This window comes from Sorangium sp. So ce385, assembly GCF_051474135.1.
GTDB lineage: Bacteria > Myxococcota_A > Polyangia > Polyangiales > Polyangiaceae > Sorangium > Sorangium cellulosum_D.
On record NZ_CP150337.1, the window covers coordinates 12,390,994 to 12,411,294 of the forward strand.

The window sequence follows — 20,301 nt, forward strand, 5'->3', positions numbered from 1 at the left end:
CAACAGGCGGGACGCAAAAGGACGGCTCATGCCGCCGTCCCGGAGAGGGGAAGCTCAGGACGCCGGGTAGACCGACACCTGCTTCTTGGTGTTGGACTTCCACTCGTACGTCACGACGCCATCGACGAGGGCGAAGAGCGTGAAGTCGCGGCCGGTGCCGACGTTGTGGCCGGCGTGGATCGAGGAGCCGACCTGCCGGACCAGGATGTTGCCAGCGCGCACCGGCGCGCCGGCGTACACCTTCACCCCACGGCGCTGCGCGTTCGAGTCGCGGCCGTTCCTGGAGGAGCCGCCGCCTTTTTTGTGAGCCATGTCTACTTCTCCTGCTAGGCGGTGATGCCGGTGATCTTGAGCTCGGTGTACGGCTGACGGTGGCCGTTCTTGCGGCGGTAGTTCTTCCGGCGCTTGAACTTGAAGACCACGATCTTCTTGCCGCGGTCCTGCCCGGTGATCTCGGCAGCGACGGAGGCGCCGCTCACGAGGGGCTTGCCAATCTTGGGAGAGTCGCCGCCGACGAGGAGCACCTCGCTGAAGGTGACCTTGTCACCGGCATTGCCGGCAAGCTTCTCGACCCGGAGCTTCTGACCTTCGGCGACCCGATACTGCTTGCCGCCCGTCTTGATGACCGCGTACATGGTGCGTCTTCCTCAACCTGGGGACCGCGATCCCTCACCTTACGCCACGCATTGGCCCTCGAGCCGAGGGCCCGGTGAGCGAGGGAGCGGCAGTATACGGACCTTGCTTCGCTTGGCAAGAGGTTCGCGGCGCCGTCCGCCCAGGTTCTTCGCCCGGAGAGCCGGCCGCGCGCACCGGCGCTATAAAGCCCGAAAATTGCCCGCTTCTGCGGCTCAGGCCGAGCGCCGGCCGCGATCAGGCCGCGGTCGCGCAGCGCCCCGCCCTCCCCTGCGGCGCCGGCTCCGGTCGCGTCCGTCGCGCGCCCGCCTCGGGCCCGACGCGCGACCCCTCACGCCTTGGTGAAGACGAACTTCTCGTCGCTCACGTCGACCCGCATCGTCTGGCCGGGCTGGTATCCGCCGGCCAGGATGGTCTCGGCGAGCGGGTTCTGGAGCTCGCGCAGGATCGCCCGCTTCAGCGGGCGCGCGCCGAGGCTGGGCTCGTAGCCGAGCTCGACGAGCCGCGCCTTCGCGGCGTCCGTGAGGGAGAGGCGGATGTCCTTGTCGGTGAGCAGCTGCTCCAGGCGGCGGAGCTGGATGTCCACGATGCCCCGGAGGTCGTCCTTGCTGAGCGCCTTGAACACGACGATGTCGTCGATCCGGTTCAGGAACTCCGGGCGGAAGAACCCGCGCAGCTCCTCGAGCAGGACGTCGCGGATCGCCTCGCGCCCGTCCTCCGTGGTCCACAGCTTCGCGTCGGTCTCGAGCACGCGCTTCGACCCGATGTTCGAGGTCATGATGACGACCGTGTTCGAGAAGTCGGCGAGCCGCCCGCGGCCGTCCGTGAGCCGGCCGTCGTCGAGGATCTGGAGCAGCAGGTTGAACACGTCCGCGTGCGCCTTCTCGACCTCGTCGAACAGGAGCACGCTGTACGGCCGGCGCCGGGCCGCCTCGGTGAGGAAGCCGCCCTGCTCGCTGTCCGCGTAGCCCGGGGGCGCCCCGATCAGGCGCTGGGCCATGTGGCGCTCCATGAACTCGCTCATGTCCATGCGCGTCAGCGCCTGCTCGTCGTCGAACAGGAACTCGGCGAGCGCCTTCGCGAGCTCCGTCTTGCCGACGCCGCTCGGCCCGAGGAACAGGAACGAGCCGATCGGCTTGCCCGGGTCGCGCAGGCCCACGCGCCCGCGGCGCACCGCCTTCGCGATCGCGCGCACCGCCTCGTCCTGGCCCACCACCCGCTGCGCGAGCCGCTCCTCCATCTTGAGGAGCTTCTCGGCCTCGCCCTCGAGCATCTTGGCCACCGGGATGCCGGTCCAGTCGTTGAGCGTCGCCGCCACGTCCGACTCGCTGACGACGTTCGAGGTCGGCGCGACCCCCTCCCGCTGCGCGGCCTCCTCGGCGGCCTGGAGCCGCCGCTTGATCTCCGGGATGGTCACGTGCTCGAGCTCGCCGATCTTGGCGAACGCCTTGTCGCGCTGGGCCACCTTCAGCGCCTCGGTCGCGGCGACGAGCTCCCGGCGGATGGCCTGGCACGCGGCGATGACGCCGCGGCGCGACGCGTTGCGGCTGCGCATCGACGACGCCTTCGGCTCGATGTCCGCGAGCTCCGCCTCCAGGCGCGCGCGGGTCTGGACGCTGAGCTTGTCGTCGTCGTCGGCGAGCGCGGCGATCTGGGCGCGGAGCGCGTCGACGCGCCGGCTCAAGGCGTCGAGCTCGGCCGGCACGCCGTCGACCTCCACCCGCTTGCGGGCCGACGTCTCGTCGAGCAGGTCCACGGCCGTGTCGGGGAGCGCGCGGTCCGAGATGTACCGCTTGGCCAGCGCGACCGCCGAGGCGATGGCGCTCTCCCCCACGCGGACGCGGTGGTGGGCCTCGTACTTCGTCGCGATCCCGCGCAGGATCTCCGTCGCCTGATCGATGCTCGGCGCCTCCAGCGTGATCGTCGAGAACCGGCGGATGATCCCGGGGTCGCGCTCGTTGATCTTGCGCACGCCCTCCGGCGTCGTGGTGGCGATGATCCGGATCTCCCCGCGCGACAGGAGCGGCTTCAGGAGCTCGCCGACGCCGGCGCCCTGCACCCCTTGCCCGAAGAGCGCGTCGAGGTCCTCGACCACGAGGATGCTCTCGGCGTCCTGCGCGCCGCGCAGGCGGTCGACCAGGACCTTGAGGCGCTGCTCGATCTCGCCGCGGAGCTTCGCCCCGGCGACGAGCGCGCCGGTGTCGAGCTCGTAGAGGTGGGCGCCCGCGAGGTTCGTGGGCACGTCGCCGTGGGCGATCCGGTCGGCCAGGCCCCGGATGAGCGCGGTCTTGCCCACGCCGGGCTCGCCGACGATGAGCGGGTGGTTCTTGAACCGCCGCTCGAGGATCTGCAGCAGGCGCCGCGCCTCGACGTCGCGCCCGATGACCGGATCGAACCGCCCTTCGCGGGCGTCGGCGACGAGGTCCCGGGTGTAGGGCGCGGGCTGCCCGGGCTCCGACGCGCTGGACGCCGCGGGCGAGGGCTCGCGCGAGGCCGCCTCGAGCGCGCCGAGGTGCGGCCGGAACGCGCCGGGGCCGATGCCGAACGAGGAGAGGATCTCCCCCGCGGGGCCGCGGATCTCCTGCGCGAGCGCGTGGAGCAGGTGCTCGATGCCGACGTTCGCCGATTTGTCCCGGGTCGCCTCCCGCTCGGCGCGCCCGAGGAGGTCGAGCAGACGCGGGCTGACGTACGCCACCCCGCTGCCGGCCTTGGACAGCTTCTTCAGCGCGTTCTCGGCGAGCTGGAGCACCTCGTTCGGGTCGGCCCCGGCCCGCCGAAACACCTCGGATACCCCCCGGTCACGCTCCAGCAGCCTCATCAGCAGGTGCAGCGGCGTGACCTCGGCGTGCTGGCGCTCGTCCGCGATCTGCTGGGCGCCGGCGACGACCTGCTTCGCGTCGCTTGTGTAGCGATCGAGGTGAATCGTCCCCTCTTTCTCGGCCATGCGCGCAGCCTACCGCAAGGTGGAGCCGTGTGCGCTTGCATCTTTGGCCGTCCCGAGAAAGGAAAGAGGACGAGATGCCCATGCAAGCAGCCGACGTCACCATCTACGTCACCGAGTACTGCGGATACTGCGCCATGGCGAAGCGCCTGCTCAGCCAGAAGCAAGTGCAGTTCACGCAGATCAACGTGGAGGGCCGGGACGACCTCCGCGCCTGGTTGGTCAAGGCCTCCGGGCAGCGCACGGTCCCCCAGATCTTCATCAACGGCGTCAGCATCGGCGGGTTCAGCGAGCTGTCCGCCCTGGAGAAGCAGGGCCAGCTCGATCCGCGCCTCGCCGAGGCGCCGAGCCCGGACGCCGCCGCCCTCCCGCGCTGAGAGGGGCGGCCGATGTGCGACGGCGCCCCTCGCCCGGCGCACCCCTGACCGCCCCCGCCGGCGAAGGTGCACCCTGGCGGGGGTAGGTGATAAGCTGCCGCGCAGGGAAGGGGCGCAGCTTTCTTTGATACGGTTCGTCCATCGGGCCTCATAGCGCTTCGCCCGCCCGCCCCTCGCGAGTCGCAACCGCCATGCCTAGCAGCACCGACACCACTGCCGCAGCGACTCAGCCGGTCGAGGGCGCGCTCGTCGGAAAGCGGGTCCAGAAGTACGAAATCGTACGGACGATCGGGCGTGGCGGGATGGGCACGGTCTACGAGGCGGTCAACACCGCCATCGGCAAGCGCGTCGCGATGAAGTTCGTCGACGCCGAGCTCGCGCAGAACAAGGACGCCGTCGCCCGGTTCCACCGCGAGGCGCAGGCGGCGAGCGCCGTCGAGAGCGCGCACATCGTCGAGATCTTCGACGCCGGCTTCGCCGACGACGTCCCGTTCCTGGTCATGGAGCTGCTCCGCGGCGAGGACCTGGGCCACCGCATCCGGCGCTGCGGCAGGCTGGAGCTCGGCGAGTCGCTCCACGTCACCGCGCAGATCCTCCGCGGCCTCCACCGCGCGCACGAGGCGGGCATCGTCCACCGCGATCTCAAGCCGGACAACATCTTCCTGGTCGACCGCGACGACGACCCGAACTTCGCGAAGATCCTCGACTTCGGCATCTCGAAGGTGCGCCGCACCGACGGCGCCCCGGCGCACACGCTGACCCGGCAGGGCACGGTGCTCGGCACGCCGTTCTACATGTCGCCCGAGCAGGCGCAGGCGCTGCCCGTGGACGGCAGGACCGATCTCTGGGCGGTCGGCGCCATCCTCTACGAGTGCCTCACCGGGCACCCGCCGCACAGCGGCAGCTCGTACGAGCAGGTGATCGTCAACATCTGCATGAAGGACGCCCAGGACGTGCGGATGAGCAACCCGGCCGTCCCCGAGCCGATCGCGCGCGTCATCGCCAAGGCGCTCACGCGCGACAGGGACGCGAGGTTCTCGTCCGCGCGGGATTTCCTGGACGCGCTGGTCGCCGGCGCCGGCGGGCTCCTCGGCGCGCGGCGCAGCTCGAGCGACGAGCTCGGGGCGCACACGACGAGCGCGCCTGGGGTGCCCGGGCACACGCCGGTGAAGCTCACGCCGGGCGACCCGAACATCGCGATGGATCCGACGCTCGAGGTGCCCGGCACCGGCTCGAAGGTGGGCTGGTCGAGCAACGGGCGCGCGGGCGCGCGCAGGCCGCGGCGGCTCGCGCTCGCCGGGGCGGCGCTGGTCGCGCTGGTGGGCGGGCTCGCGGGCGCCGCCTTCCACGCGCGCCGCTCGCCGGCGGAGAGCGCCGAGGCCGCGGCGCCTGCGCCGCCCGCCCAGGTCTCCGTCGAGCTCCGGACGAACGCCGAAGGCGCGCGCTTCACCGTCGACGGCGTGGCGCTGGCCGATCGCACGCTGCGCGGCCGCACGGGCGAGACGAAGCGGGTGAGGATCGAGGCCTCCGGATACACGACCGTGGACAAGGAAGTGACGCTCCAGGCTGGCAGGGCCCCCATCGAGGTCCTGCTCCACCCGCTGCCGGCGCCGGTCGCGCCGGCGCCCACCGCGGAGCCGGCGCCCACCGCGCCGCCCCCGGCGTCCCAGGCCGCGCCGCCCCCGGCGCCCAAGGCCGCGCCGAGCGCGAAGAAGACGGCGACGCTCCCCTTCGCGGCGCGCCCCAGGGCGACCGGCGCCAAGGGCGCCGCGCCGGGTCCGGTCGTCGCGCCGGACGTCGCGACGTCGAAGCCGGCGGGGGTCGCGGCTGGCCTGCAGCTCAAGGTCGACTGAGGCGGCTTGGGCAGATCGCACGGACGACTCGCGGTCGCGCTCTGCGCGGCGCTCCTCGGCCTGGCCGCGCAGCTCTCGCCGGCGCTCGCGCAGGTCGAGCCGTACCGGCAGCACATGGAGAACGGCATCAAGCTGTTCCAGGACCGGAACTACCGGGCGGCGATCGTCGAGTTCGCGGCGGCCTACGAGGCGAAGCCGAAGGCCAGCCCGCTCTTCAACATCGCGCTCGCCGAGAAGGCCCTCTTCAACTACCCGCGGGCCATCGCGGCGCTCGAGCGCGCGCTCGCGCAGCACCGCGACACGATGGACGAGGGCGACGAGCGGACGGCGCGCAGCGCCATCGAGGAGATGCGCGCGCTGCTCGCCCACCTCACGATCGAGCTCAGCCCGCCGGACGCCGCGCTGCTCATCGACGGGGAGGAGCAGCCGCCCGCGTCGTCGGGGACGCGGGTCGTGGAGCTCGGGCCGGGGGTGCACCGCATCGGCGCGCGCGCCGATGGCCGCGTGAGCGCGGAGCAGAGCGTCACCGTGGTGAGCGGCGAGCGCGACAAGCGGGTGAAGCTGACGCTCGCCCCGGAGAAGCCCCCCGCGGTCGCGGCGCCGCAGCCGTACACGCCGCCGCCGCCGCCGCCGCCGCCGCGGCCGGTGCCCCTCTCGCTCGCGCCGCAGGGGTACTACGTGATCGGCGCGGCGTCGCTGCTCTGGCCGCTCGGCCACCCGCGCGACTTCAGGTTGCCGGAGGCGAACAGCGGCGGCGCCGGCTCGATCCGGGTGGGTTACCGCGTGAACACCCCCGCGGCGTTCGACGTGATGTTCCAGTACGCGAACATCGCCACCGGGTCGGACCACCCCAGCTACCCGAACGCCAGCTACACGCTCGGGTCGACGCGCCTCGGGCTGAACGTCCGCCTGATGACCCCGGGGCAGACCTGGCGGTTCGTGGGCTCGATCGGGGGCGGCCTCACCTACGACGACGTGAGCTTCGACAGCATCAAGGGGCCCGGCGGGGACATCTGCGACGGCCGGTGCAGTCACGCGTGGGGGGTGAACGCGTTCGTGTTCTCGGAGGTCGGCGTCGAGCTGGATCTCAGCGGCGTGCTCCTCGGGTTCTCGCTGGACAGCTATTTCCAGTCGTCGCGCGGCATCAGCTACAAGGACGGCGACGACGACATTCCCCTCTACTCGTCCGTGCTGCTGCAGCTGGGAGGCAGCCTGCACGCCGGCTACGCGTTCTGGTGAGCGGGCCGAGCCCGGGCGCCCGCCGGTTCCGTCCTTGTTCTGCCGCTCGACGGATGTATCCTCGCACGCCCTCGCGGTGAGTCGTAGATGGTTCGCCGTCCTCTCCAGCGGGGGAACAGCGATCGGGGGTCGGCCGCCGCCGTCCCCTCCAACGCAGGGGTGACCATGTCGCAGGATGCCATCACGTCGTTGCTGAAGGAGACGCGCCGGTTCGAGCCGCCGGCCGAGTTCTCGCGTCGTGCGCGCGTCGGCGCGCAGGAGGCCTACGAGGCGCTCTACCGCGAGAGCATCGAGCAGCCGGACGCGTTCTGGCGCCGGGAGGCGGGCGATCTCGTGTTCCGCACACCGTGGACCACCACCAGCGACTGGTCCCTGCCGCACGCCAAGTGGTTCCTCGGCGCGACCCTCAACGTCACCGAGAGCTGCCTCGACCGGCACCTCACGACCGCCACCAAGAACAAGGCCGCGATCATCTGGGAGGGCGAGCACGGCGCCACGCGCACGCTGACCTACGCCCAGCTCCACCGCGAGACGCTGCTGCTCGCGAACGCGCTCAAGAAGCTGGGCATCGAGAAGGGGGACCGCGTCGCGATCTACATGGGCATGGTCCCTGAGGTCGCCGTCGCGATGCTCGCCTGCGCGCGCCTCGGCGCGGTGCACACGGTGGTCTTCGGCGGCTTCGCCGCGGACGCGCTGCGCGACCGCATCCACGACAGCCAGGCCAAGCTCGTCATCACGCAGGACGGCGCGTACCGGCGCGGGCAGGTCGTGCCGCTGAAGGCGACCGTCGACAAGGCGCTCGCGCAGCCGGAGGCGAAGAGCGCGACGCGCGTCATCGTGTACCAGCACCTCGGCAGCGAGCGCTGTGAGGTGCAGATGACCGAGGGCCGCGACGTCTTCTGGCACGACCTGCTCGCCCAGGCCGCGCCCTCCTGCGAGCCCACCATCGTCGACGCCGAGCACCCGCTGTTCATCCTCTACACGAGCGGCTCGACCGGGAAGCCGAAGGGGGTGCTCCACACGACCGCCGGCTACCTGGTCGGCGCGCACGTCACGACGAAGTACGTCTTCGATCTGCGCGACGACGACGTCTACTGGTGCACCGCCGACGTCGGCTGGGTGACGGGCCACAGCTACATCGTGTACGGCCCGCTCTCGAACGGCGCGACGTGCCTCATGTACGAGGGCGCGCCGAACTTCCCCGACTGGGGCCGCTTCTGGCGGCTCATCGAGAAGCACGGCGTCACCATCCTCTACACCGCCCCCACGGCGATCCGCGCCTTCATGCGGCAGGGCGACGAGTGGCCCGCGAAGAGCGATCTGTCGAGCCTCCGGCTCCTCGGCTCGGTCGGCGAGCCGATCAACCCCGAGGCGTGGATCTGGTACCACCGGACCATCGGCGGCGGCCGCTGCCCCGTCGTGGACACCTGGTGGCAGACCGAGACGGGGGCGATCATGATGACCACGCTGCCCGGCGCGTCGTCGTCGAAGCCGGGGTCGACCGGGCTGCCGATGTTCGGCGTCGTGCCCGAGGTCGTCACGAAGGACGGCAAGCCGGTCCCCGCGGGCGAGGGCGGGCTGCTCGTCCTGAAGAAGCCGTGGCCGTCGATGCTGCGCACCGTGTGGGGCGACGACGAGCGGTTCCGCAAGCAGTACTTCAGCGACGTCGAGGGCTGCTACTTCACCGGCGACGGCGCTCGCCGCGACGAGGACGGCTATTACTGGGTCGTCGGCCGCATCGACGACGTGCTGAACGTGGCCGGCCACCGCATCGGGACGGCCGAGATCGAGAGCGCGCTCGTCTCTCACCCCGCCGTCGCCGAGGCCGCCGCGGTCGGCCGACCGGACGAGCTCAAGGGGCAGGCGCTCGTGGTGTTCGTCTCGCTCCGGCCGGGGTTCGCGGCCGGGCCGGAGCTCCAGGCGAAGCTCGCCGAGCACGTCGCCAAGGAGATCGGCAAGTTCGCGCGCCCCGACGCCATCCGCTTCGCGGACGCGCTGCCGAAGACCCGCAGCGGCAAGATCATGCGCCGGCTGCTGAAGGACGTCGCCGCCGGCCGCGAGATGACCGGCGACACGTCGACGCTCGAGGACCTGAGCGTCGTGGCGAAGCTCCGGCAGCAGGAAGACGAGTGAGCGCCGCGTCGGCGCGGGGGCGCGGCCGTGCCCCCGCGACCGGCGCGAGACGCCGCGCGTGAGGGGGGAGCGCCGGCGCATCACCCGAGGGGCGGAGGACCCACGGAAGAGCTCGATTCTGCGGCTCTTTCGCCGTCCTCGGCCGGGGCCGGGCGACGACGGGCCGCGGCCGGCGGCCCATCGCCCATGGTCGACTTACCGCGTTCGCGCCGGAGAATTTGATCGCCCGCATCGGCGCGGGGGATAATCTGGGGCGAGGCGCTTTTGGAGCTCGAAGCTGGAACCGTCGTTGCGAACCGGTACCGCATCATCCGCCAGCTCGGCCGTGGCGGGATGGGGGAGGTGTTCGCCGCGGAGAACATCCGCACCGGCCGCCAGGTGGCGATCAAGCTCCTTCGCGCCGACTCGAAGGCCAAGTCGTCCGCCGTCGAGCGGTTCCGGCGCGAGGCGCGCGCCGCGGGCTCCATCAACAGCGACCACGTCACCGAGATCCTCGACGTCGAGGAGGACCCCGAGCTCGGCATCGTGCTCGTCTTCGAGCTGCTCGAAGGCGAGTCGCTGATCGATCGGCTGAAGCGGACGGGGCCGATCGCGTTCGAGGAGCTGCACCCGATCATCGAGCAGGTCTGGATGGGCCTCGCCGACGCGCACCGCGCCGGGATCATCCACCGCGATCTGAAGCCGTCGAACGTGTACCTCGAGGCGCGCCCCGACGGGTCCACGCGGGTCAAGATCCTCGACTTCGGCATCTCCAAGCTGCCGAAGGAGATGGGAGGCGAGACCCTCACCGAGATGGGGCAGAGCCTCGGCACGTTCTCGTTCATGCCGCCCGAGCAGATCGGCAAGGCGAAGACGGTCGACCACCGCGCGGACATCTACGCCTGCGCCACGATGATCTACCAGTCGATGAGCGGTCAGCTGCCTTACCAGGCGCGCAACCTGCTCATCATGGTCGAGATGAAGCAGAAGACCGACGCGCGGAAGCTCGCGGACGCGATGGACGGGCCGGTCGATCCGCGGCTCGAGGCGTTCCTCGCGAAGGGGCTGGCGCGGGAGCCTGTAGACCGCTTCCAGAGCGCGCTCGAGGGGCTCACCGCGTGGCGCGAGCTGCGGCCCGCGCAGAGCTCGATCCAGCCGGCGATCAGCCCGCGCAGCTCCAGGGCGCCCGGCAGCGGCGCGTCGGGCCACGCGCCCGGCACGCCCCTCCCGCCCCCGACCTACAAGCCCCCGTCCTCGGGCGCGCGCAAGCTCCCGGTGCCGCCGGCCGATCCCATCCTGATCCGCACGGCCACCGATCCTGGGGCGCATCCGCCGGTCGAGGCCGCGGCGCGCCATCCCAGCGACCCTGCGCTCGCGGCCCACCACTTCCTCGGCGAGCCCGCGCCCGCGCTGGGCGAGGGGCAGCGTCCCTCTCACGCGGCGGGCGGGCTGCCGGCGGTCCAGCCCATGCACCAGCCCATGCCCTGGACCGGCCCGAACGGCACCATGGTGCTGAACAACGCGGCCATGGAGCTCGCGCCCCCGATCGTGTCGCACCCCGTGTCGCCGCGGACGCTGCCGGATTTCTCCGAGGACAGCTCGCCCGGGCCGACCAGCCAGGGTCCGACGCTCGTCTACAAACCCACGCGGCCGACCCTGGGCTCGGTCAGCTCGGGGCTGCCTGTCCACGGCGAGCCGGGGCCGCTCGAGCAGCCGCCGCGCGCGTCCCCGGCGCGGACGCTCCGGACCCTCTTCTACGTGCTGGCGGCGCTCGTGTTCGCCGTCGTGGGCTTCCTCGCCATGGGGATCATCCTCGAGCACCTGCCCAAGTAGCCGCGGCGGCCTGGCCTGCGCGCCGCCGTCACCGCGCGCGGCTGGCGCGGCTCAGAGCGCCGCGTGCGCCTCCGCGGAGCGGCCCTGAGACGGCGCGCCGCCGGCGGGCAGGACGATCCGGAACCGCGTGCCCCCCGCCTCGCGCGGCTCGCACGAGATGGCGCCGCCGTGCGCCTCGACGATGTCCCGCGTCACCGCGAGCCCGAGCCCCGTCCCGCGCTGCTTGGTCGTGAAGAAGGGGTCGAAGATCGACGCCCGCAGCTCCTCCGGCACGCCGGGGCCCGTGTCGTCGACCGCGATCGTCGCGGCCCCGCCCGAGAAGCTGACGCTCACCACGATCTCGCCGCCCTTGGGCATCGCCTCGCGCGCGTTGCGGAGCAGGTTCAGGAGCGCCTGCCGGAGCTGCGACTCGTCGAGGAGGATCTCGGGCCCCTCCTCCACCTCGACGCGGACCGCGACGCCGGCGCGGTCGAGCTCGGGCCGCACGAACGCCACGAGCTCCTGCACCAGGTCGTCCACCCGCTCCGGCACGAGCTGCGGGCGAGGGCGGCGGGCGACGCTGAGGTACTGCTCCGCGATGCGCGACAGGCGATCCACCTCGGCCCGGATGGCGGTGACGAGCTGCGCCGACTCCTTCATCACGGGCCTGAGCTCCGCGTCGGGCATGTCCGCGGCGGAGGCGCGCGCCACCTCCTCCTCGAGCAGCTCGAGGTTCAGCCCGATCGACGACAGCGGGTTCCTGATCTCGTGCGTGACGTGCGCCGCCATCTTGCCGATCGCCGCGAGCCGCTCGGCGTTCACGAGCTCGGCGCGCGCGCGGCGGATGGCGGCGACCATGCCCTCGAACGTCGTCGCGAGCTCGCCGATCTCGTCGTTCGTCGCGAGCACCTGCTTCGGGGTGAGGTCGCCGCGCGCGACCGCGTTCGCCCGCTCGGTGACCGCGGTGAGCGGGGCGAGCACGCGCCGCGCGTACAGCGACATCACCGCCCCGACGAGCAGCGTCAGCACGCCCAGCCCGAGCAGCAGGTGCATCGAGCGCTCCTCCCGCCGCCGCGCCTCGACGGTGAGGCTCTCCATCTGCTCCTCGACGCGGCTCTTGATGGCCCTGAGCCGCTGCGCGCCCTCGACCTCGCGCTTGACCAGCTCGTCGCGCGTGCGCTCCGCGAGCTCGCGGTTGCCGACGGCGAGCGCCTGGAACAGCTGCGAGAACCGCTCCGGGCTGGCGCCCACGAGCCGCTCTATCGCCGTCACCTCGGCCGCGATCTCGTCGCTGAACCGGCGCACGCCCGACGAGCCGGCCGCCTGCCCGACGCCGGCGCCCTTGCCGCCCTCCACCTCGTCGGCGCCGGCGAGCGCCCTGGCGGCGTCCTTGACGATCGAGAAGGCGAGCGGCCGGGTCCGCCGGGCGGTCTCGAGCCACTCGCGCACGTCGACGGGGTTCTTCGCGGCGGTGATGTGGTTGAGCTGGGCGTTGAAGACGTTCTGCTCGGCGAGGACCTCGCCGATGCGGAGCAGCAGCGGGACGTACCCGGCGCGCAGCAGCTGGGCGTCGCGCGACGCCGCGCGCAGGGCCTGGACGCTCCAGCCCACGGTCAGCGCGAAGGCGGCGAGCACCACGAGGTAGCTCGCGAGGAGCCTCCCCGCGACCGTGCGCCGCTTGTGGGGCGCCGGCCCCTCCTGGCCCGCGGCGCCGCCGCGCGCCTCGTCCACGGCAGGCGCCGGCGCGGTCATCGCGGCGCGACGGCCCGCGCGACCAGGCTCGCGAGGTCCTCCGCCGGCTCGCCCCGGGTCCTGAACCGCCGGAGGCTCTGCGCGCAGTGGGTCACGAGCAGCCCGCCGCCGAGCGCGCGGTGCTCCGCGATCCTGCCGTCGGCGATGGCCGCGGACGAGGCGGGGCGCGTGGCGGGCACGAGGCCGCCGCCGCCGCTGCAGTCGGCGTGCTCGCGGCGGTGGATGAACTCCTCCGGCGGCCGCCCCGTGATGCGGGCGAGGATCTCCCGGGGCGCGTCGTAGCGGTCGAGGCCGCGCCCGAGCTGGCAGGGGTCGTGGTAGCGCACCCGCCGCTCCGACGTCGACCGCTGCAGCCGATCGAGCGACGCCCGCGCGAGATCGACGAACAGCTCCGGGCTCTTCACGCTCACGCCCGCGCGCGCGTACTCGACGCGGACGGCGCGCGCGCACCCGGGGTCGACCGCGACGAAGCGCTCCCCCGCCGCGACCTCGGCGGCGAGCCGCCGCGCGGCGGCCTCGAAGCCCGGACGATCGCCGGCGTAGAGCAGCGGCAGCCCGCAGCAGGCGCGCACCGGGCGGACCGGCGCGCCGGTCAGCGCCTCGGTCGCCTCGAGCGCGTCGCGGGCGACGTCCGGCGCGTGGCGCTCGTAGCCGCAGCCGACCAGCACGTGCACCGCGGCCGTGTCCGGCTGGGTTCGCCCGTCGCGCTCGCCGGCGCGGGCGTCCTCGCGGGCCCGGAAGCGCGCCGCGACGCGCCGCGCCCCCTCCGGCTCGAGGCCGCGCGCGAAGAGCTCCGCGCGCGCGTCGGTCAGCACCGTGGCCACCTCGTTCTTGTGATCGCAGCGCTCGCGGCACGCGTAGCAGGCCGAGCACGCCCAGGCGGGATCCGCGTGGGGCGCGTCGAGCGGCACGTCGCCGCGCGCGGCGAAGTACGCCATCGACATCTTGCCCCAGGGCGTGACCGTCTCGTTCGCCTCGACGTTCGACACGGGGCAGGCGGCGCGGGAGAGCTTGGGGCAGTAGACGCACTTCTCGAGCGACGTCCGGTGCGGCTCGAGGAGCTTCAGGCGGAGCTGGGACACCGGTTGAGTCTCTCCATCGGATGCGCCTCGCGCAAGCGGCGGGGGCGCGTCACGCGTCCGAGCCGTTGCTCGACGAGCGCCTGCCGCGCTCGTTCACCGGCGTCGATGAGCCTGTCGGCCTGCGGCGAGGGACGCCCTCGTGCACGACCGGCGAGGGCTCCACCCCCGCCTTGGGCGCCGGGCCGCCGTCGGCCGGCGGCGGCTTGGGCTGCCCCTCCGCCGGCGCCGTGGACCGCGACGCGCTCTCCTGGGGCAGGCGGATCGTGAACTTCGCGCCCCTGTCGGACGACTCGACCGCGATCGTCCCGGCGTGCTCGTCCACGATCTTCTTCACGATCGCGAGCCCGAGCCCGGTGCCGCCGCGCTTGCCCGACGTGACGAACGACTGGAAGAGCCGGCCCTGGACCTCCTTCGGGATCCCCTTGCCGGTGTCGGCGACGCTGATGGCGAGATCCCCCCCGTCGCGGTAGGCGCGGATGGTCACCGTGCCCCCGCGTGGCCGCATCGCCTCGACCGCGTTGCGGACGAGGTTGTGCAGGAGCCGCGTCATCTTCGCCTCGTCGAACCGCGCCGTCCCGCGGTCCTCGAGCTCCAGGGAGAGCGTCACGCCGGTCCCGGCGAGCTCGTGCTCCAGCTGCTTCTCGATGTCGCCGAAGAACTTGGTCAGGTAGACCTTGCGCACGAGGATGCTCCGCTCGCCGCGCGCGAACTCCAGCACCTCGCGCTGCATCGCGCTGATCACGTCGAACTGCTTCAGGATCAGCCGCGCGTGCTCCTCCCTCGTCGCCGCGTCGGGGGCGCTGGCCATGAGCTGGACGTAGCCGCTGATCACCGTGAGCGGCGTGCGCACGTCGTGCATCACCCCCGAGAGCAGGCGCCCGATCGTGGTGAGCCGCTCGCTCTGCTCCCGCTCGAGGCGCGAGCGGAACAGCCGCAGCGCGGTCGACGCGTTCGCCGACACGAGCCGCAGGAGCGCCCGATCGTCCTTCGAGAAGCCGTGGGGCTTCCTGGAGTTGTAGAGCGCCATCGCGCCGATCGGCACCGCGTCCTCGCCCTCGAGCGGCACGGCGATCGCGGACTCCAGCTCACCGCCGAGCATCTGGGCGAGCCGGTGCGAGACCGTCATGTCCATGTCGTCGAGCTCGTCGCCCCCGCCCTCGCTCGAGTAGAACACGGCCTCGTTGTGCACCATGGCGCGCCCGACCAGCCCGTCGCCGCGGCGCATCGCGATGCGCTTCACCGCCGGCCTCGGCGGGGCCGCGACCACGACGCCCTCCGGCTCCTCGCCGGGCGCGCGGGGCGGCGGGCTGCCGCCCTCGGGCGCGTCGAGCTCGAAGAAGTAGAGGACCAGCCCGCCCTCGATCTCGTCGACGAGCATGCCCCCCGCGCGCGCCTCGCACGCCCTGCCGGCCGACGTGATGACCGCGCGCGCCAGGTCCTCCATGTTGGTCGCGCGGCCCATCGCGCTCTCGAGCTCGAAGAGCAGCTTGAGGTCGCTCACCCGGTGCTCGAGCTGCTCCTTCGTCTCGACGAGCTGCGTGTTCTTCTGGATCACCGAGAGGAACAGCCGCGAGTTGTCGATCGAGACCGCCGCCTGCGTCGCGAGCGCGCTCAAGAGCTCCTCGTCGTGGACCGAGAACTCCGCCCCCCCGTGCTTGTTCAGCACCTGGATGACCCCGATGGTCCGGCCGACGTGGTTCTTCATCGGCGCGGCGAGGATCGAGCGGGTGCGGTACCCGGTCACCTCGTCCCAGTCGCGCTGGAACCGGCGATCGCGGTAGGCGTCCTTCACGCGGACGGTGCGCCCGATCTTGGCGACGTGGCCGGCGATCCCGGCGCCGACGGGCAGCTCGATCGCGCGCGCCTCCTCGCCGATGACGATGCGCGAGTACAGCCGCTGGCGCTGCTCGTCGAGCAGGTACAGGGTCGCCCTGTCCGCGTCGAGCAGCTCGGTGATCTTGTTCAGGATGAGCGCGAGGAGCTGGTCGAGATCCAGGGTGCTGCCGAGCGCGAGCCCGACGTCCCGGAGCGCCTGCACGGTCTTGTCGGCTTGGGCAAGGCGCGCCTCGAGCTCCTGAACCCGAGCCTGAAGCGCTTTCGTGCGTTGTTCCGCCTTCGCGGTCACCAGGAGACGCTAACACGACTTCGCCCGGAGGAGCGCGCGCGCGGTCCCCTGCGCGACCCGTTCGCCCGGAAGAGAGCGCTCCCGACGTCCGCCGGGAGCGCCCCTAGGACGCGCCGCTACTGGTTCATGCTCTCGAGGAATTCCTGATTGGTTTCGGTGCGGCTCACCTTGTCCAGGAGGAATTCCATCGAGTCGATGACGTTGAGGGGATGCAGGAGCTGGCGGAGCAGCCACACGCGCTGGAGGATCCACTCCGGCAGGAGCAGCTCCTCCTTGCGGGTCGCGCTCTTGTTGATGTCGAGGCAGGGGAAGATCCGCTTCTCCATCAGCTTGCGATCGAGGTGGATCTCGCTGTTGCCGGTCCCCTTGAACTCCTCGAAGATGACCTCGTCCATGCGCGAGCCCGTGTCGACGAGCGCGGTGGCGACGATGGTCAGCGACCCGCCTTCCTCGACGTTGCGCGCGGCGCCGAAGAACCGCTTCGGCTTGTGCAGCGCGTTCGAGTCGACGCCGCCGGAGAGGATCTTGCCGCTCGGCGGGACGACCGTGTTGTAGGCGCGCGCCAGGCGGGTGATCGAGTCGAGCAGGATCACGACGTCGTGCTTGTGCTCGACGAGGCGCTTCGCCTTCTCGATCACCATCTCGGCCACCTGCACGTGCCGCGTCGGCGGCTCGTCGAAGGTCGAGCTGATCACCTCGCCCTTCACGGTGCGCTGCATGTCGGTCACCTCTTCCGGGCGCTCGTCGATGAGCAGCACGATCAGCGTGGTGTCCGGGTGGTTCGAGGAGATCGCGTTGGCGATCTGCTGGAGCAGGACCGTCTTGCCGGCGCGGGGCGGCGAGACGATGAGGCAGCGCTGCCCTTTGCCGATCGGGCAGAGCATGTCGATGATGCGGGTCGAGAAGCTCTTCGTCCCGTTCTCGATGTTGAACTTCTGCTGCGGGTAGAGCGGCGTCAGGTTGTCGAAGAGGATCTTGTCGCGGGCGACCTCGGGGGGCTCGCCGTTGATCTTGTCGACCTTGAGCAGCGCGAAGTACGCCTCGCGCTCCTTGGGCGGCCGGATCGAGCCGCTCACGCTGTCGCCGGTGCGGAGGTTGAAGCGCCGGATCTGGGACGGCGAGACGTAGATGTCGTCCGGGCCCGGCAGGTAGTTGTAGTCCGGCGCCCGGAGGAAGCCGAAGCCGTCGGGCAGGCATTCGAGCACGCCCTCGCCGTAGACCGGCTGGTCCTGCGCCGCGTGGGCCTGCAGGAGCGCGAAGATGACCTCCTGCTTGCGCAGCCCGGCAGCGCCCTCGATGTTGAGCCCCTTCGCCATCTGGACGAGCTCGGCCATCGGTTTCTGCTTCAGTTCCCTGAGGTGCATGAGTCGGAAAGCTCCAGGATGCGACAGCGCGCGCCCTGTCAAGGGCGTGGAGGCCGTCGGTCGATGGTTTCTGGTTGGGGGGGTCTAGCGGGTCGGGCCCGAGGCGGGGCCGAGCATGTCGTCGATGTCGGCGGGTCGCCAGGGGGAAGAGGGCTCGCCACGCAACCGGCGCCCTCACGTTCATGTCGCTCGATCGGCGGGCTGCGCTTGCCGATCGGGCGGCGACTCTATCAAGCGCGTCTGCTCTGTCAATGCGCGCCGGGAGGCACGGCCGCGGGGTCGACCGCGCCGTGCTCGCGCGGGACGGCGGGGGCGAACTGCCCGTGGCGCCCCGGCGCTCCCTGAAGTTGCCTCCCCCGGAACGCGCGGCTAAGTCAAGCTGGTTCCATGGGGCTCAAACAGGTTCAGCTGTTCGTCCGCGGTCGCGTCCAGGGCGTCTTCTTTCGTGCCTCCACGCAGCGCGAGGCCAAGCGGCTCGGCCTCACCGGCTGGGTGAAAAACCGCTCCGATGGCAGCGTCGAGGTGCTCGCCGAGGGGGAGGAGGACGAGCTCAAGGAGCTCATCGCCTGGGCGAACCGCGGCCCGAGCGCGGCGCGCGTCGAGCGCGTCGACGTCCGGTGGCGCGGCTTCTCGGGCGACTTCTTCGACTTTCGCATCACGGATTGAGGCGCTTGGCACGCGGCGCGTCGGATCCGAGGAGCGCGGGCGCGCGGCCGTCGCCGCGGGGCGGCCCGCGGTGCGCGTGGCTCGTCCTGCTCAGCCTGGTCGCGGCTGCGCCGCTCGCGCCGCCCCTGGCGCACGCCGCCGTGGATCGCGACGCCGGCGCCGCCGCGCCGGCTTCTTCGGCGCTCCCGGAGCTCCCGCGCCTCGCCCCGATCGCCCGTCCCGAGCCCGACATCACCGCGGTCCGCGAGCTCGATCGCGTGCTCGACCAGATCACGTCGCAGGACGCCCGCGCGCGGGAGAACGCGCGCGCGGCGCTCGACGAGCCCATCTCCGGCATCGTCGACGCGGTGCGGCTCCGCGTGCAGGACATCCGCGGCTCGATCGATCGCGACGCGGCGCCCCGCGCGCTCGCCGAGGCGCGCAGGGAGGGGCGCAAGGCGCTGAAGGGCGACAAGGGCGGCGACGACGCGCCAGACGGCAAGAAGAAGGGCGCGGAGGCGAAGGACGACAAGGGCGCGAAGAAGGGCGCCGGCGACGCGAAGAAGGGCGACGCGAAGAAGGGCGGCGACGCCAAGGACAAGAAGGACGCCAGGGACGACAAGGGCGCCAAGAAGGGCGGCGACGCCAAGGACGCCAAGAAGGACGCCAAGGCCGACCAGGGCGCCAAGAAGGGCGCCGGCGACGAGAAGGACGACGCCGAGGGCGACTGGCTGGACTTCATGCTCGCCACGCCGCGGCCGCGCGACAGCGCCTGGCGCGACGTCGTGAAGCTGCTCGCGATGGTGCGGATGCTCGCCGCCGACGGCACGACGCCGGCCGTCCGCGAGCTCATCGCGCTGCACGCCTACTTCGGCGAGCTGCTCCGCATCGATCTCCAGCGACAGGTCGCCAAGCTGCGCGACAAGGCGGTCCCCGCGCTGATCGAGGCGCGCCAGCACGACGCCAAGATCGTCCAGCGGTGGGCCAACAAGCAGCTCGATCTGCTCGGCCGGGCGATCCCCGGCGAGGCGATCGCGTCGAACGACACGCAGATCCTCGCCGACGTGCTCCGCGCCTACGGCCGCGTCCGGGACGTGGACGCCATGCGCGTGATCCTGAGCTTCTGCAACAGCGATCGCGCGCGGCTGCGCGACGCCGCCCGCGAGGCGATCGCCGCGATCGGCGAGCCCGGCGTCTGGCAGCTCCGCGACGCGTACCTGAACCTCACCGGCGAGAAGCCGCCGCGCGAGTGGTCGTGGGACCGGATCGCGCGCGAGCTCTTCGCGACGTACGATCGCGCGCGGCTCGCCGAGGTGTACAAGCTGATGGACGAGGGCGTCGCCGCGGCGAGCGCGAACAAGCTCGCCGAGGCGACCGACGCGTTCGACCGGGTGCTCGCCCGCGCGCCGCTCTTCGAGCGCCGCAAGGAGATGGTGGGGCCCTACGTCGAGCGCGCGAGGTCGATGCCGGCCGATCAGCGCGAGGACGCGCTCGCGATGCTGCGCAAGGCGCTGCGCCTCGACCCGACCGGCGAGCAGGCGCCGAAGATCGAGGCGGAGATCGCGTACCTCGAGGGCGCGCTCCTCATCGATCGCGGCACGCCGGACAAGTTCGTGCTCGAGCGGGTGATCGAGCTCGATCCGGGCCACGCCGGGGCGAGGGCGGCGCTCGCGTCCCTCGGGGACAAGGTCGCCGAGCGGAAGAGCCAGAAGAACCGCTACATCGCCGCCGGCGCCGTGGGCTTCGCGGCCCTGCTCGCGATGTTCTTCATCGCCCGCCGCCGGAGCGATCCGGCGCCGTCCGCGAAGCAGCCCAGCGCCGCCCCGCCGCAGCCGCCGGCGTCTCTCGGGGCAGAGCCGCCTCGAGCGCAGGCCAGCGCCGCGCCGCAGCCGCCTGCGCCTCCCGCGCCCGCGGCGTCCCCGACGCAGGACAGCGCTCCTCCTCGGCAGGCCATGGCGTCGTCCGACCCGGCGCTCTCTCCGGGACGGGACAGCGCTCCTCCTCGACAGGCCATGGCGTCGTCCGACCCGGCGCCGTCCGCGAGGCAGGACGGCGAGGCCGTGGCGCCGTCCGACCCGGCGCTGTCAGCCTCCGCGTCGGAGGCAAGCCCTGCCCTTCCCGTCCAGCCGATCGAGCCGGCGGAGCCGCGAGACGAAGGCGCACCTGAAGCCGGAACACCCAGCCGCTGAGCCACGGTCCGCGCCCGATTGCGAGCAACAACAGAACTCCACGACTCAGGTGGCGCGGCCGCGCCCCACGCGAATCATCCGCGGCGAGCTCGCGACACCACGGCCGCCGCGCGCGCCGGTCGCACAACGCAGAAACGCCGGGCGAGCTCATGGCTCTCCCGGCGTTCTCTCTGCAGC

The 20,301-nt window shown here is 72.3% G+C and carries 14 protein-coding genes; 7 read left to right on the forward strand and 7 right to left on the reverse strand.

The window, feature by feature from the left end; all coding sequences use genetic code 11:
• Nucleotides 1-54: 54 nt before the first annotated feature.
• From rpmA to WME83_RS45340, 3 genes are all read right to left on the reverse strand, one after another.
• Nucleotides 55-312, reverse strand: a complete 258-nt coding sequence (gene rpmA, locus WME83_RS45330) for a 50S ribosomal protein L27 (RefSeq protein ID WP_012240530.1) — start codon at nucleotides 310-312, stop codon at nucleotides 55-57.
• A gap of 14 nt (nucleotides 313-326) precedes the next feature.
• Nucleotides 327-635, reverse strand: coding sequence for a 50S ribosomal protein L21 (rplU, locus tag WME83_RS45335; RefSeq protein ID WP_020740951.1), 309 nt, complete (start codon nucleotides 633-635; stop codon nucleotides 327-329).
• Nucleotides 636-964: 329 nt separating this feature from the next.
• Complete coding sequence (locus WME83_RS45340) at nucleotides 965-3,577, reverse strand: ATP-dependent Clp protease ATP-binding subunit (protein ID WP_437315936.1); 2,613 nt, start codon at nucleotides 3,575-3,577, stop codon at nucleotides 965-967.
• 74 nt (nucleotides 3,578-3,651) lie between these two features.
• On the opposite strand from WME83_RS45340, the gene grxC reads away from it, so the two are divergent.
• The 5 genes from grxC to WME83_RS45365 all read left to right on the forward strand — a co-directional run bounded on the left by grxC (nucleotide 3,652) and on the right by WME83_RS45365 (nucleotide 10,988).
• The gene (gene grxC, locus WME83_RS45345) at nucleotides 3,652-3,951 is read left to right on the forward strand and encodes a glutaredoxin 3 (protein ID WP_437315937.1); all 300 of its coding nucleotides are present in this window, start codon (nucleotides 3,652-3,654) and stop codon (nucleotides 3,949-3,951) included.
• Nucleotides 3,952-4,142: 191 nt separating this feature from the next.
• On the forward strand, nucleotides 4,143-5,804 hold the full coding sequence (locus tag WME83_RS45350) for a serine/threonine-protein kinase (protein ID WP_437315938.1): 1,662 nt from the start codon (nucleotides 4,143-4,145) through the stop codon (nucleotides 5,802-5,804).
• A gap of 6 nt (nucleotides 5,805-5,810) precedes the next feature.
• Complete coding sequence (locus WME83_RS45355; protein ID WP_437315939.1) at nucleotides 5,811-7,043, forward strand: hypothetical protein; 1,233 nt, start codon at nucleotides 5,811-5,813, stop codon at nucleotides 7,041-7,043.
• A 165-nt stretch (nucleotides 7,044-7,208) separates the two neighbouring features.
• Nucleotides 7,209-9,176 carry an acetate--CoA ligase gene (acs, locus tag WME83_RS45360; protein ID WP_437315940.1) on the forward strand — a complete coding sequence of 656 codons (1,968 nt, stop codon included), beginning with the start codon at nucleotides 7,209-7,211 and terminating at the stop codon, nucleotides 9,174-9,176.
• A 264-nt stretch (nucleotides 9,177-9,440) separates the two neighbouring features.
• A complete protein-coding gene (locus WME83_RS45365) occupies nucleotides 9,441-10,988 on the forward strand; it encodes a serine/threonine protein kinase (RefSeq protein WP_437315941.1) in 1,548 nt (515 codons plus the stop codon).
• Nucleotides 10,989-11,039: 51 nt separating this feature from the next.
• On the opposite strand, the gene WME83_RS45370 is transcribed toward WME83_RS45365, so the two are convergent.
• The 4 genes from WME83_RS45370 to rho all read right to left on the reverse strand — a co-directional run bounded on the left by WME83_RS45370 (nucleotide 11,040) and on the right by rho (nucleotide 17,290).
• Nucleotides 11,040-12,719: an ATP-binding protein gene (locus tag WME83_RS45370; protein ID WP_437315942.1), complete on the reverse strand. Its 1,680-nt coding sequence runs from the start codon at nucleotides 12,717-12,719 to the stop codon at nucleotides 11,040-11,042.
• Nucleotides 12,716-13,801 (reverse strand): (Fe-S)-binding protein, encoded by a 1,086-nt coding sequence (locus WME83_RS45375; protein ID WP_437315943.1) that lies wholly within the window; start codon nucleotides 13,799-13,801, stop codon nucleotides 12,716-12,718. Before WME83_RS45375 ends, WME83_RS45370 begins: the two co-directional genes overlap by 4 nt.
• A gap of 49 nt (nucleotides 13,802-13,850) precedes the next feature.
• On the reverse strand, nucleotides 13,851-15,839 hold the full coding sequence (locus WME83_RS45380) for a GAF domain-containing protein (protein WP_437315944.1): 1,989 nt from the start codon (nucleotides 15,837-15,839) through the stop codon (nucleotides 13,851-13,853).
• Nucleotides 15,840-16,042: 203 nt separating this feature from the next.
• Nucleotides 16,043-17,290, reverse strand: a complete 1,248-nt coding sequence (rho, locus tag WME83_RS45385) for a transcription termination factor Rho (RefSeq protein ID WP_044986941.1) — start codon at nucleotides 17,288-17,290, stop codon at nucleotides 16,043-16,045.
• A 387-nt stretch (nucleotides 17,291-17,677) separates the two neighbouring features.
• Between rho and yccX the strand changes: the two genes are divergently transcribed.
• On the forward strand, nucleotides 17,678-17,956 hold the full coding sequence (gene yccX, locus WME83_RS45390) for an acylphosphatase (RefSeq protein ID WP_012240542.1): 279 nt from the start codon (nucleotides 17,678-17,680) through the stop codon (nucleotides 17,954-17,956).
• 5 nt (nucleotides 17,957-17,961) lie between these two features.
• Nucleotides 17,962-20,124 carry a tetratricopeptide repeat protein gene (locus tag WME83_RS45395; protein WP_437315945.1) on the forward strand — a complete coding sequence of 721 codons (2,163 nt, stop codon included), beginning with the start codon at nucleotides 17,962-17,964 and terminating at the stop codon, nucleotides 20,122-20,124.
• The last annotated feature ends 177 nt before the right edge of the window (nucleotides 20,125-20,301 follow it).

What these genes read in the sequence shown, in the direction of transcription:
- grxC (WP_437315937.1), top strand. Translation starts at nt 3,652, where the DNA reads ATGCCCATGCAAGCAGCCGACGTCACCATCTACGTCACCGAGTACTGC.
- rplU (WP_020740951.1), bottom strand. Translation starts at nt 635, where the DNA reads ATGTACGCGGTCATCAAGACGGGCGGCAAGCAGTATCGGGTCGCCGAA.
- WME83_RS45370 (WP_437315942.1), bottom strand. Translation starts at nt 12,719, where the DNA reads ATGACCGCGCCGGCGCCTGCCGTGGACGAGGCGCGCGGCGGCGCCGCG.
- WME83_RS45350 (WP_437315938.1), top strand. Translation starts at nt 4,143, where the DNA reads ATGCCTAGCAGCACCGACACCACTGCCGCAGCGACTCAGCCGGTCGAG.
- rho (WP_044986941.1), bottom strand. Translation starts at nt 17,290, where the DNA reads ATGCACCTCAGGGAACTGAAGCAGAAACCGATGGCCGAGCTCGTCCAG.
- acs (WP_437315940.1), top strand. Translation starts at nt 7,209, where the DNA reads ATGTCGCAGGATGCCATCACGTCGTTGCTGAAGGAGACGCGCCGGTTC.
- rpmA (WP_012240530.1), bottom strand. Translation starts at nt 312, where the DNA reads ATGGCTCACAAAAAAGGCGGCGGCTCCTCCAGGAACGGCCGCGACTCG.
- WME83_RS45340 (WP_437315936.1), bottom strand. Translation starts at nt 3,577, where the DNA reads ATGGCCGAGAAAGAGGGGACGATTCACCTCGATCGCTACACAAGCGAC.
- yccX (WP_012240542.1), top strand. Translation starts at nt 17,678, where the DNA reads ATGGGGCTCAAACAGGTTCAGCTGTTCGTCCGCGGTCGCGTCCAGGGC.